Source organism: Flavobacterium cellulosilyticum (assembly GCF_004349355.1).
Taxonomy (GTDB): domain Bacteria; phylum Bacteroidota; class Bacteroidia; order Flavobacteriales; family Flavobacteriaceae; genus Flavobacterium; species Flavobacterium cellulosilyticum.
Window position 1 is genome coordinate 272,086 of sequence record NZ_SMFK01000004.1, and the last position, 11,937, is coordinate 284,022.

Sequence of the window (11,937 nt, forward strand, 5' to 3'; positions counted from 1 at the left end):
TGGGAACTTTTAATTATCTTTGACAAAAAATTAAACATTGAGAATAATTTCGAAAAAGATATTGCGCGATTTTTGGACAGCTCATGCAGATTCAGAACAACAACTGAAATCTTGGTTTCAGGAAACAAGTAATGCTGAATGGAAAAATCCAAACGAAGTAAAAAAAGAATATCCAAGCGCGAGTATTTTAAATGATAATCGCTTTGTTTTTAATATAAAAGGAAATAGTTACAGATTGATTGTAAGGATAAATTATAATTATCAAATGATTTGGATTCGATTTATTGGAACGCACGCAGAGTATGATAAGATTAACGCTAATGAAATTTAAAAGCTATGGAAATTAAACCTATAAAAACAGAAAAAGATTATAATAAAGCTTTGAAAAGGTTGGAAACAATCTTTGATGCAAAACTCGGTTCTGCTGAAGGCGATGAACTTGAAGTATTGGGAATTCTTATTGATCAATATGAAAACGAATCTTTTCCAATTGGCTTACCAGATCCAATCGAAGCGATCAAATTCAGAATGGAACAAATGGGGTATAATCAAAATGATTTGGCTAAGATTGTTGGATTAAAAAGTCGCGCAAGTGAAATCTTAAACCGAAAAAGAAAACTTTCATTAGAAATGATTCGTCAACTTCACGAGAGATTGAATATTCCAACCGATGTGCTAATTCAAACATATTGAAAAGAAGCACGTCGGCAAACAGCTAGAGTTTCGTTGGGTGCGTAGCACCAACAATCAAACTCCGGTTGAACGGAACCGATTATATTCCGTTAACACTATGCACTTATCGTGAAAATTTTAGAGAGAATATCAAGAGGATTTAAAGTCCTCTTTTTTTTGGTGTAGTTTCTGTTTCGTTTTTTTGTGTTTTCGGTCACTTTTATTCCTAACATCCCTTGCCCATAAATTAGCTTTTACAGGGATTTGAGTTTTGGCTACCGCCAAGATAGCTAAGAGGCGGACCCCGCTGATCAAAAACGGCTATTCTATGCAAATTTCCTCGTATGGAACAAGGACATTTATCCAAAAAAAAAGTTTCTTTACTGCTTTTTCTATAACTTTCACTTGAAGTTACTCCTGCAAATTATTTAATCTTTACAACTAATAATCAACTAATTATAAATATTAAGCAATTTATTGAAGATAATGTATCGATGCAGCACTTTCAATATACCATTGTTAAAATCGTTCACGCAATAAATAAAAATAGCCTTTGTTCAACAAGTTGAAGCAAAGGCTATCCGTAAATTTAAAAATAAATAACTTATTTTAGATTGTAATCTCAGTTTCATTAATTGCGACCACTTCAAGATCAAAAATAAGGTCTTTGCCCGCTAATGGGTGATTTCCGTCAATGATAATACTTTCCGCTCTAACTTCAACCACACGCAAATTCATTTCTTGTCCATCTGGGGATTTAGAAACTAGTCCCATACCAACTTCGGGAGTAAGATCTTGGGGAAGTTCGCTTTTTTGTACTTCATGCTTTAAAGTTTCATTGATATCTCCATACGCCTGCTCTTTAGCAATTGAAATGGTTTTTTTTTCATTTAATTTCATGTCGATTAATCCTTTTTCAAAACCAGGTATTATTTGTCCTTTTCCTAAAGTAAATTCTATGGGTTCTTTTCCTTCAGAACTGTCAAAAACCTGTCCGTCAGATAGTTTACCAGTGTAATGTACTTTGACCGTGTTGTTCTCTTTAACTTGATTCATCCTTTATGTTTTAATTTTGAAAAATATTCTTTGCATAATTCTTACGCAGCGAACATTTTACTTTAACTTATTCTAACAGTAGCCGCCAAAACCACGCCAAAGGGCTAAAAAATTGGAGAGGATTTTTAAAAACACACCAATTGATACCCTATAAAATACAAAAGTGGTGCTGTAGCCCTTTGATGATAGTAAAGCGCAATTTTAGAATATTTTTCAAAATAATCTCATAAAGAACAATTATAACAGGCAATTATGTCAGTTTATGCAACAATTCTATAAAAAAAGGACAACTGTCATTGACAGAAATACTAATTATATTTTATTCTTGACCTTATACTTCACAAAATGAAAAGTAGTAAGGAACTTTTTTTTGATAAGCTAAATCTTCCTTAATGTTCCTATAAAACGAACTAAAGAAATGTGGCACTTTTATCCTAGCTTGAAGATAATAGTTGAGAAGAATTGAATGCTAACAAGCAATTATGTAACAATCATTTTTTATTGTGTAAGGTTTTAAACAGCATTAAACCTCACCTTTGTGATATTGTGACAATTTATTCATAATTCAAAAAATTTCACAAGGCAAAAGATTCAGGAATAACAAACTGATATGCAAAACAGCTTATTATTGAAATGTATAAGGCCGTTAAAGGAGAAAATATTCTTGAGCAATTAAAACTCCTAAGTCACCTAATGTATCTCTCAACTAAGGAAATATACAATCAAAAAACAAATAAATAGAACTAAATCCCGAAAATCCTTCAAAAAAAATCACTCAAAATAACTCAGAAGCGTATCAAACGAAAAACTTATATAGAATAGCTACCTAGTTAGGATTGAGATGTTCGAATTGCAGAATAAGACGACCAACCAAAAAAGTGAGGAAAGTGAGGATGAAGAAAATAAGTACTACAATTTGTGAGGAGCCGACCGCAATGATTTAGTGGAGATAAAAGATTAAGAAACAATTTAAATACTATTTAAAAATGAAAATTCAATTTAACACAGACAAAACAATAAGCGGTGAAGAAAGAAATCAAGAGTTTTTTACTTCCCAAATTACAGAAGAACTTTCGAGATACCAATCTCATATTACAAGAATTGAAGTTCATTTATCAGATGAAAACGGCAAAAAAGAGGGAATGAATGATATCCTTTGTTTATTAGAAGCTAGGCTCGAAGGGCGAAAGCCTATTGCGGTTTCAAATCAATCCGATAGAATCGAACTAGCCCTCTCAGGTGCACTTGACAAACTCAAAACTACATTAGAATCCATACTTGGACGTATTAAAAATTACTAAAATCAAAATATAATGAAAGCAACAAAAAACTTAGGCATTTGGATGGATCATTCTTCTGCAGCGCTCATCGATTTAAACGACGAAAAAAAAAGCAATTATATCGAATCAAAATTTACTTTTGATACAAAGGAAGAAGCTTTACAAAAAAGCGAAAGCCTGATGCATAACAAAAGACAGCAAATGAACGAAGCCTATTATAAAGAAATAGCAGATGTGATTTTGAACTACGGTCATGTACTCCTTTTTGGCCCCACTAATGCAAATGTAGAACTCCACAATTACCTCAATAAAGATTTACATTTTAAGAATATAGTAATTGATATCAAATCGGCAGATAAAATGTCGGATAATGAAAAACATGCCTTCGTCAAAAAGCATTTTAATGCTTAAAATTCAAAGATCGAAAAGAATGTGGTTTGCGATCTAGGTCAAATAGGGAGCATATTTTTTTAATGTTGTCACACCATGACACTTTATCTAAATTTTTGCCAGCCTATTCTATGTTTCCCTTACTGCAAACGGTATCTAAAAAATAAATAAAGAGTTTGCTAGAGAACGCTCACTGACAGTAACTATTTGTCAGAGCAGATCTTTTACTGAAGTGAACTGCGATCGCTAAAAGCTGGATTTTGTGATCCGAACAAAGGTTTGTTCTTACAGAAAATTCATCTCTGCGAATACACATTTGCATGGCAAAGACACCAAATGCAAAACAAGAAAATCATTTAAAAAAAGTCTCCAATCTTTTTTTAAATCAACCCATATGCAAATCCGAAGCCTACAAAAAGGGTTGCTAGTTGTTGGATTATAGCAACAATAAATATAATTTTAATACTAAAGAAAAATGTCAAAAAATGTTTCTGACCACTTAGTAGAAATGCTTGTAGCGGCAGGCGTAAAAAGAATTTATGCCATTACAGGTGACAGTCTCAATCCCGTAAATGATGCGGTAAGGAGAGACGGAAGGTTACAATGGATTCATGTGCGACACGAAGAAGCGGGAGCCTATGCCGCATCGATGGAAGCAGAACTGAATGGCATCGGTTGTTGTATGGGAAGTAGCGGCCCAGGCCATGTGCATTTGGTCAATGGTTTATATGATGCTAATAGAGCTGAAAACCCTGTCATTGCTATTGCTTCAACAATTCATACTGAAAAAATGGGTTTGGAAAACTTTCAAGAAACCAGACCCGAATTGCTTTTTCAAGATTGTTCGAAATATGTTTTTATGGCCAATACACCAAAACAAGCATTAAATGGATTACAAACGGCTATTCAGCATGCCATTAGTAAAAAAGGCGTTGCTGTTTTAGGTCTTCCAGGAGATGTAGCGGCGGCAGAAATAGAACATGTCCATTCTTCCAATAAAAATTTCTATACACAACCAAGAATTATTCCAAGTCCTGAAGATCTTCAAGAACTAGCAAATTGCATCAATACCCATGAAAAGGTGATGCTGTTTTGCGGTCACGGATGCCGCTATGCAGTCGATGAAGTCATGCAACTAGCACAATTGCTAAATGCACCATTAGGATATAGTTTTAGAGGAAAAATATTTTTTGAACGTAAAGAAAATCCTTATTGTGTTGGTCTAAATGGGCTTTTAGGCAACAAATCCGGATTTGAAGCCATGCATCAAGCAGATGTTCTTGTGATGTTGGGTACCGATTTTCCTTATAGCGATTTTCTGCCGGAAAATTGCAAGATCATTCAAATTGATACCAAACCTGAAAAATTAGGGCGTAGAGCCAAAGTAGATTTTGGATACTGTGGTGATATTAAATCAACGTTACAAGAGCTTATACCTCTAGTTGAAGTGAAAACTTCTACGGATTTCCTTGACAAAATGCGTTCATTACATCAAGAAATTGAACATAAGTATGATAGCTATGTTCAAGAAAAAGGATCTGAAAAAAATATTAGTCCAGAATACGTTGCTTATTTGGTTGATCAATTAGCAGATGACGATGCGATATTTACGGTGGATACCGGAATGAGTGCAGTGTGGGCCGCCCGTTACTTAAAAGCGGGTAGAAATCGCTACTTGACAGGCTCGTTCAATCATGGATCTATGGCAAATGCCATGCCTATGGCTATGGGGGCAGGTTTAGCACAGCCCGACCGACAAGTGATTGCTTTTTGTGGAGATGGCGGTATTGCAATGCTTTTGGGAGATTTGATGACTATTAGTCAATATCAAATTCCAGTAAAGATCATCATCTTTAATAATCGGGTCTTAGGAATGGTGAAACTTGAAATGCGTGTAGAAGGCTATATCGATTGGCAAACCGATATGGTTAATCCTGATTTTATAAAATTGGCGGAAGCCATGAACATCGCTGCATGGGAAGCAAAAGAATCCAAAGATGTGGAATCAGCACTTGCAAACGGATTCAAACATAACGGCCCTGCGATAATCAATATTTTCACAGATCCCAATGCACTGGCAATGCCACCTAACCTAAGCTTTGAACAAGTGAAAGGTTTTGTAGAATCGATGGGAAAAATGATGCTTAATGGAAAATTTGCAGAAATAGTGGATACAACAAAGAGTGATCTAAAATACCTAAAGGAATTATTATAATATATTATGAAAGAAGCTGTTAAATTTACTACGATCGTCCTACTGATTTTTACCATATTCTTAGTAATTATGATAAGGCCTCTGCCTGGTTTTATTGTTTTTGTGGTCTTGCTCGTGTCGCTTGGATTACATGATTTATTTCAGAAAAAACACACGATCCTTAGAAATTTTCCCGTAGTTGGCCACATGCGTTACTTATTGGAAATGATTGGTCCGGAGCTTCATCAATATTTCGTGGAATCCAATACAGATGGCAAACCAGTTGATAAAAATCACCGTACTTACATCTATGAACGAGCTAAAGAGGAAACCCAAACTCATCCTTTTGGAACCGAGCTTAATGTATATAGTGATAATTATAAATGGATGCAGCACAGCATCTATCCTGCCAAGAAAATGGAAACGCCGCCACGCGTTGTCATTGGCGGGAAAGATTGCCTGCAACCCTATAGTGCCAGCCTCTTTAATATTTCAGCCATGAGTTTTGGGGCTTTGAGTAAAAATGCAATTCAGGCACTTAACCAAGGTGCTAAAGCAGGTAACTTTTTTCACGATACTGGCGAAGGCGGCATATCAAAATACCATTTGCTTGGTGGCGATTTAGTGTGGGAAATAGGGACAGCTTATTTTGGTTGTCGCAATGAGGATGGAAATTTTGATCCAGAAAAATTCAAAGTTAAGGCAAATTGGGAACAGGTGAAAATGATTGAAATCAAAATTTCTCAAGGTGCAAAACCGGGACACGGAGGCGTATTGCCTGCAGCTAAAAACAATGAAGAAATTGCGAAAATAAGAGGGGTTCAACCCCATACCAAAATACTATCACCTCCCGGCCATTCTACTTTTAGTGATGCTGAAGGCTTATTGCAGTTTATTCAACAATTGAGAATTTTATCTAACGGAAAACCGGTAGGTTTTAAATTAGCCATAGGAAATAAACAAGAGTTTATAGAGCTGTGCGAAAAGATGGTACGAACAGGAATAAAACCGGATTTCATAACTGTTGATGGAGCTGAAGGAGGTACGGGTGCTGCTCCCATTGATTTTTCAAACTACGTAGGCATGCCTTGGGAAGATGCCCTGATTTTTGTGGTGGACACACTCAACGCATACAAGCTCAAAGAAGAAATAAAAGTGATTACTGCTACTAAGATATTTACAGCTTTTGATATTTTTAAAGCCCTCTGTATCGGAGCAGATGTCTGCAATTCCGCCAGAGGTATGATGCTGGCTTTGGGTTGCATACAAGCTTTGAAATGCAATACCAATGAATGTCCTACAGGAGTAGCTACAAATGACCCAAAATTGGTTCGAGGTTTGGTAGTTTCAGAAAAATGGAAAAGAGTCAGGAATTACCACAAAAATATATCGGAAGATTTTTTGGAATTACTGGCTGCATCGGGTTGTAATTCACTGGAAGAAATGAATAGAAGTTTGATTTTTAAAAAAGTGAATAAACAATGGCTTTCCTATGCTGAATAGGATATAGTAATACAAAATGGAGACGATCTAAAAATAAACAGAATTATCAATATAATTTAAAAAATAAAAATATGAAACGTAACATCAAAAGTTTAATCGGATTCACAATGGGTGCAACCGACGGAGAGATCGGAAAAGTAACAGAATTTTACTTTGACGATCATACTTGGACTATTCGTTATTTAATTGTAGAAACAGGTAGCTGGCTGAATCACCGTAAAGTACTTATCGCAACTGAAGCATTAGTAAAACCGGATTGGGAGCATGAAATTTTCCCAGTTAATCTTACAAAAGATCAAATAAAGAACAGTCCGGATATTGACACTGAACAACCTGTTTCTCGCCAACATGAAATAGAAATGTATGATTATTATCCCTGGAGAACTTACTGGGGTAGTAATTACGGTATAATGGGTTTGGGCACTTCCGGAATGATGATGCAAGTTCGTGAACCCCTTGAAGAAGCGGTGCATAATGCAAATAATAAGGAAGCTAAAGATTCAAGTGGAGATCCCCATTTGCGAAGCACTCACAAAGTAAAAGGGTATGCCATTCATGCTACTGATGGAGAGATTGGAGACGTGGAAGATTTTATTATTGACGACAGTAGCTGGAAACTTGACTTCTTGGTGGTGGATACAGGGAGTTGGTTTCCAAGGAAAAAAGTGCTCATTTCACCAAGTTTGATAGAGGAAATAGATTGGGATTCTTCTACTGTTGTTGTAAGCGCTACAGAAGATGAAGTTAAAAAAAGTCCTGAATACAATGCTGATCAAGATGTAAATGAAGTCTATAAGAAGGAAATTGATAATTATTATTTAGGCAGTAAATTATAAAAATTACTTCAATAAGCTTAAAGATTTTCAATTTAAAATAAAATTTATGATTGAAAATCTTTAAGCTTATTGAAGTAAAAAAAAATCATAAGAATAGTAATATATACAAGGAAGAGTATACAAAAAGGTTACTGCTGAAAGATGCCTTTACGTTCAAAAGCGTGTTATGATTAGTGCAACCATTTTTTCTTTCTGGATTATTCATTTGTCTTAATTTAGTAGCAATATTATTAAATTGTATGATATTCCAATTTAAAAATGAGTTGTAAATCTATTTGAAGAAAAAGTAATAATAGATAATCAAATTATAATAAAAGGCAATTAACGCTCCATGGAGCTGGTACTAATACGACTATTATACCTAGAGCACAACCGAATGGTTCCAATGGAAGGGGTTGCTGACCCTGATCTATTGGCTGTAAAAGTGAAGGGAAGTAGATACTATTTAATTGCTGTAAATATGTGAATTACACAAATATAATGGAAAATATTGCAACACTTTTCCTTATTAAAAGAATGATATTTGCCAAACGAAACATTCATCTTTTAAAGGTAATATAATGAAAATAACACAAAAAAGCACCTTATTATTTGCAATAGTAGTTCTATTGGTTTCATGCCAAACCAAAACAGATGTTAACAAAATTCTTTCAAATCAGAATACTAAAATAGCAATTATGGACACAATTGCTAATAACAGTAATCTATCGATAGAAATGATGGGGATTATGATGAATAATGGAAATGATAAAATGATAAAGATGATGGGGCATGAAAATAGGAATACAATGATGATGCAAAACCAGGAAATTATGATAAAAATGATGGAAAATAATCCTGCAATGATGCAAAGTTTGATGAGCCGAATGTTGGAAAAATTTAAAGGAGATACTCTAATGATCTCCGCAATGAGTTCTATTATAATAAAAAATCAGCAGATGATGGATATGATACTTAAAGATAGGAATTTGGAAGATATAAATAAAATGAAAATATCGAATATTAATTAAAAAAATATAATTATGAAGTATTATATCAGCAAAAAAATCAGTGCCGACTTTGATCAGGCGGTTCTTCGAATAACTGAATCTTTGAAACAAGAAGGATTTGGAGTACTTACCGAAATTAACCTACAGGAAAAACTGAAAGAAAAATTGAATGTCGATTTTCGGAAATACAAAATACTTGGTGCCTGCAATCCAGATTATGCCTACAAAGCAATACAGCAGGAAGACAAAATTGGAACTATGCTACCTTGTAGCGTTATTGTTCAGGAATTGGAAAATAATAAAATTGAAGTTGCGGCAGTTGATCCTGTTGCTTCGATGATGGCAATTGAAAATTCTAGTTTGGCAGGAATAGCGACTGAAATAAAAGAAAAACTCGAAAGGGCTATTGCCTCTTTGTAGCAATATTTTATAAAGATCTAATTTATTAATTTAAAGTAGTGTATTATGATGGATGGGATGAATAATGGGATGAATAACGGGATGAATAATGGTTGGGGAATGGGATATGGTTGGTTTATCGGCCTTATTGTTCTTGTGATTGTTATTTGGTTAGTTATTAAACTAAAGAATCAAAATAAAAAATAATATTTTTATTTTAAGAAGCTTTTTAATTTCCCACTAGTAAAAAAAATGGCAGTTAAAAAGGGTTGTATTGTCCAGTACACCATCAACAAATAAATCTATTGTGGTTTGAAAAGGTATTTCTATGAAACGCCATTCAAAACCTTGCTGTAAAACGGAAAAAGCCAATGCTAAAAACTCGACATAAATTTTAATCATTTTATAAATATATTATGAAATTTCAGGACAAAAACAATGAAGAACTGATAAGGGAGCTGAATATATTACAACATGAGAATAATTCCCTAAAAAATTTATATAACGAAATCTCCAGATTGAAGAAAGTAGAGATGTCCTTGATTGCTTCGGAAATTCGTTATCGCAGGCTTTTTGAATCTGCAAAAGATGGTATTCTAATACTAGATGCAGAAACGGGAAAAATTGTTGATGTGAATCCTTTTCTAATTGATTTATTGGGATATACGCACGAAGAATTCATCGAAAAAGCAATTTGGGAAATAGGCTCTTTTAAAGATTTAATTTCTAATCAACATAAATTTTTGGAATTGCAGAAAAATAATTACGTGCGTTATGATAATTTACCAATTATAACTAATCATGGACATAAAATTCAAGTTGAGTTTGTTAGTAATGTGTATTTATCCGATAAACAAAATGTGATTCAATGCAATATTCGGGACATTACTGCAAGAAAGGTAATTGAACAAGAATTAATTAAAGCTAAAGAACAAGCCGAACAAAGTGACAAATTAAAATCAGCATTTCTCGCTAATATGAGTCATGAGATTCGTACTCCGATGAATGGCATTCTTGGTTTTGCCTCCCTATTGAATCAACCAAACTTAACAGCAACAGAACAACAAGAATACATCCATATTATCGAAGAAAGTGGTACACGTATGCTTAATATTATCAATGATATTGTTTGTATTTCAAAGATAGAATCGGGCCTGATGGAAGTAAACATAAGTGAATCAAATATAAACGAGAAAATTGACTATATACATACGTTCTTTAAACCAGAGATTGAAAACAAGGGAATGCAGTTTTTAATTAAAAAACCTTTGCCTTTCAGGGAAGCATTCATTAGAACGGACCGGGAAAAATTATTTGCTATATTAACCAATCTTGTAAAAAACGCTATTAAATACAGCGAAGAGGGCTCAATAGAATTGGGCTATGAAAAAAAAGAAGGCTATGTTGAATTTTACGTCAAAGATTCAGGAATTGGTATTGATAAAAGTAGGCAGAAAGCAATTTTTGAGCGTTTTGTTCAGGCCGATATTTCCGATAAACGTGCTTATCAGGGAGCCGGTTTGGGATTGTCAATTTCCAAAGCTTATGTAGAAATACTTGGTGGTAAAATATGGGTAGAAAGCGAAAAAGGAATAGGTTCCACCTTTTATTTTACTATTCCCTATACTAATGAATTAAAAGAAACTGCTGCAATTACAAACGATAATGACAACAGTATAAATGAAAAGCAAGTTAGTAATCTTAAAGTAATAGTTGTTGATGATGATAATATATCTGATTTACTATTAAGTCTAATGCTCACAGAAATAAGTCGTGAGATCCTTCATGCAAAAAATGGATTTGAAGCCATTGAACTTTGCCGTAATAATCCTGATACGGATTTGATATTAATGGATGTTAAAATGCCGAAAATGAATGGTTATGAAGCGACCCGACAAATACGCCAATTTAATACAAGTGTAGTTATTCTTGCACAAACAGCTGATGGTATGATTAGTGACAAAGATAAAGCAACCGAAGCGGGATGTAATGAACACCTTTCAAAACCGATTATAAAAAATGAATTAATGTCGGTAATACAACACTGCTTTATCTTATAAACAAGTCTTATTAAATACAAGAAATTAAAAACAGGGCTATAAAAGCGACTATAAAACTTGTGGTGAATAGTATCGATATATAATGAGTTGAAACAAATGAAATTTGTAGTTACAAGACAATTTTATACTATTATACACCAAACGGTTTAAATATTTCCTGCTTGGATTTACCACAATCGTTAGTGGGTTTGTTAATGTCAAATAACACAAAGTGTCCCAATTGTAAATTCTAAAGAACCTTTTATCTCCAACCCTACATCTGGATATGCAAATAAAAACCGCACTATTAGTTAAGCAACATTTTTAAAAATATTTTGCTGTTTCCAGAATTCTTCGATTGTTTTATATTCTAAAGCGGAATGCCTTCTTTTTCTGTTGTACCAGATTTCAATAAATTCAAATAAATCGAGTCCCATTTGCTCTTTAGATATAAGCTTATTGCCATAAATCTGTTCCGTTTTCAAAGTCTTAAAAAAGCTCTCAGCCACTGCATTGTCCCAACAATTTCCTTTACGGCTCATGCTTCTTGTGATCAGTTTATAGGATTCTAGTACATTA

The 11,937-nt window shown here is 33.9% G+C and carries 14 protein-coding genes and 1 pseudogene; 11 read left to right on the forward strand and 4 right to left on the reverse strand.

Annotated elements, in window-relative coordinates:
- Nucleotides 1-37: 37 nt before the first annotated feature.
- Nucleotides 38-331 (forward strand): type II toxin-antitoxin system HigB family toxin, encoded by a 294-nt coding sequence (locus E0F76_RS09465; RefSeq protein WP_132004717.1) that lies wholly within the window; start codon nt 38-40, stop codon nt 329-331.
- 5 nt (nt 332-336) lie between these two features.
- A complete protein-coding gene (locus tag E0F76_RS09470; RefSeq protein WP_132004720.1) occupies nt 337-693 on the forward strand; it encodes a helix-turn-helix domain-containing protein in 357 nt (118 codons plus the stop codon).
- A 226-nt stretch (nt 694-919) separates the two neighbouring features.
- Here the strand turns inward: E0F76_RS09470 and E0F76_RS20070 are convergent.
- A pseudogene (locus E0F76_RS20070) lies at nt 920-1,083 on the reverse strand (IS91 family transposase); the annotation flags it as partial.
- A 198-nt stretch (nt 1,084-1,281) separates the two neighbouring features.
- Nucleotides 1,282-1,728, reverse strand: coding sequence for an FKBP-type peptidyl-prolyl cis-trans isomerase (locus E0F76_RS09475; RefSeq protein WP_132004723.1), 447 nt, complete (start codon nt 1,726-1,728; stop codon nt 1,282-1,284).
- A gap of 986 nt (nt 1,729-2,714) precedes the next feature.
- On the opposite strand from E0F76_RS09475, the gene E0F76_RS09480 reads away from it, so the two are divergent.
- The 8 genes from E0F76_RS09480 (at nt 2,715) to E0F76_RS19290 (ending at nt 9,526) form a co-directional block, all read left to right on the forward strand.
- Nucleotides 2,715-3,029, forward strand: coding sequence for an HPF/RaiA family ribosome-associated protein (locus E0F76_RS09480; protein ID WP_132004726.1), 315 nt, complete (start codon nt 2,715-2,717; stop codon nt 3,027-3,029).
- Between the two features lie 12 nt (nt 3,030-3,041).
- Entirely contained in the window at nt 3,042-3,419 is a 378-nt protein-coding gene (locus tag E0F76_RS09485; RefSeq protein WP_132004729.1) for a hypothetical protein, read from the forward strand.
- Between the two features lie 454 nt (nt 3,420-3,873).
- The gene (locus E0F76_RS09490) at nt 3,874-5,613 is read left to right on the forward strand and encodes a thiamine pyrophosphate-dependent enzyme (RefSeq protein WP_132004732.1); all 1,740 of its coding nucleotides are present in this window, start codon (nt 3,874-3,876) and stop codon (nt 5,611-5,613) included.
- A gap of 69 nt (nt 5,614-5,682) precedes the next feature.
- Nucleotides 5,683-7,095 carry an FMN-binding glutamate synthase family protein gene (locus E0F76_RS09495; protein WP_246022022.1) on the forward strand — a complete coding sequence of 471 codons (1,413 nt, stop codon included), beginning with the start codon at nt 5,683-5,685 and terminating at the stop codon, nt 7,093-7,095.
- Nucleotides 7,096-7,166: 71 nt separating this feature from the next.
- Nucleotides 7,167-7,931: a PRC-barrel domain-containing protein gene (locus E0F76_RS09500; RefSeq protein ID WP_132004738.1), complete on the forward strand. Its 765-nt coding sequence runs from the start codon at nt 7,167-7,169 to the stop codon at nt 7,929-7,931.
- 560 nt (nt 7,932-8,491) lie between these two features.
- Nucleotides 8,492-8,941: a hypothetical protein gene (locus E0F76_RS09505; RefSeq protein WP_132004740.1), complete on the forward strand. Its 450-nt coding sequence runs from the start codon at nt 8,492-8,494 to the stop codon at nt 8,939-8,941.
- Nucleotides 8,942-8,953: 12 nt separating this feature from the next.
- Nucleotides 8,954-9,340 (forward strand): DUF302 domain-containing protein, encoded by a 387-nt coding sequence (locus tag E0F76_RS09510; RefSeq protein ID WP_132004743.1) that lies wholly within the window; start codon nt 8,954-8,956, stop codon nt 9,338-9,340.
- A 45-nt stretch (nt 9,341-9,385) separates the two neighbouring features.
- Nucleotides 9,386-9,526 (forward strand): hypothetical protein, encoded by a 141-nt coding sequence (locus E0F76_RS19290; protein ID WP_165932672.1) that lies wholly within the window; start codon nt 9,386-9,388, stop codon nt 9,524-9,526.
- A 33-nt stretch (nt 9,527-9,559) separates the two neighbouring features.
- On the opposite strand, the gene E0F76_RS19295 is transcribed toward E0F76_RS19290, so the two are convergent.
- On the reverse strand, nt 9,560-9,721 hold the full coding sequence (locus E0F76_RS19295) for a hypothetical protein (protein WP_165932673.1): 162 nt from the start codon (nt 9,719-9,721) through the stop codon (nt 9,560-9,562).
- Nucleotides 9,722-9,735: 14 nt separating this feature from the next.
- Between E0F76_RS19295 and E0F76_RS09515 the strand changes: the two genes are divergently transcribed.
- Complete coding sequence (locus tag E0F76_RS09515) at nt 9,736-11,379, forward strand: hybrid sensor histidine kinase/response regulator (protein ID WP_132004746.1); 1,644 nt, start codon at nt 9,736-9,738, stop codon at nt 11,377-11,379.
- A 290-nt stretch (nt 11,380-11,669) separates the two neighbouring features.
- Here E0F76_RS09515 and E0F76_RS09520 read toward each other — a convergent pair.
- Nucleotides 11,670-11,937: integrase core domain-containing protein (locus E0F76_RS09520; protein WP_220398895.1), on the reverse strand; the 268-nt coding region annotated here is incomplete at its 5' end.

Bases quoted from the DNA above. Each gene is read 5' to 3' on its own strand.
- E0F76_RS09470 (WP_132004720.1), top strand. From the start codon at position 337: ATGGAAATTAAACCTATAAAAACAGAAAAAGATTATAATAAAGCTTTG.
- E0F76_RS09475 (WP_132004723.1), bottom strand. From the start codon at position 1,728: ATGAATCAAGTTAAAGAGAACAACACGGTCAAAGTACATTACACTGGT.
- E0F76_RS09480 (WP_132004726.1), top strand. From the start codon at position 2,715: ATGAAAATTCAATTTAACACAGACAAAACAATAAGCGGTGAAGAAAGA.
- E0F76_RS09485 (WP_132004729.1), top strand. From the start codon at position 3,042: ATGAAAGCAACAAAAAACTTAGGCATTTGGATGGATCATTCTTCTGCA.
- E0F76_RS09490 (WP_132004732.1), top strand. From the start codon at position 3,874: ATGTCAAAAAATGTTTCTGACCACTTAGTAGAAATGCTTGTAGCGGCA.
- E0F76_RS09495 (WP_246022022.1), top strand. From the start codon at position 5,683: ATGATAAGGCCTCTGCCTGGTTTTATTGTTTTTGTGGTCTTGCTCGTG.
- E0F76_RS09500 (WP_132004738.1), top strand. From the start codon at position 7,167: ATGAAACGTAACATCAAAAGTTTAATCGGATTCACAATGGGTGCAACC.
- E0F76_RS09505 (WP_132004740.1), top strand. From the start codon at position 8,492: ATGAAAATAACACAAAAAAGCACCTTATTATTTGCAATAGTAGTTCTA.
- E0F76_RS09510 (WP_132004743.1), top strand. From the start codon at position 8,954: ATGAAGTATTATATCAGCAAAAAAATCAGTGCCGACTTTGATCAGGCG.
- E0F76_RS19290 (WP_165932672.1), top strand. From the start codon at position 9,386: ATGATGGATGGGATGAATAATGGGATGAATAACGGGATGAATAATGGT.
- E0F76_RS19295 (WP_165932673.1), bottom strand. From the start codon at position 9,721: ATGATTAAAATTTATGTCGAGTTTTTAGCATTGGCTTTTTCCGTTTTA.
- E0F76_RS09515 (WP_132004746.1), top strand. From the start codon at position 9,736: ATGAAATTTCAGGACAAAAACAATGAAGAACTGATAAGGGAGCTGAAT.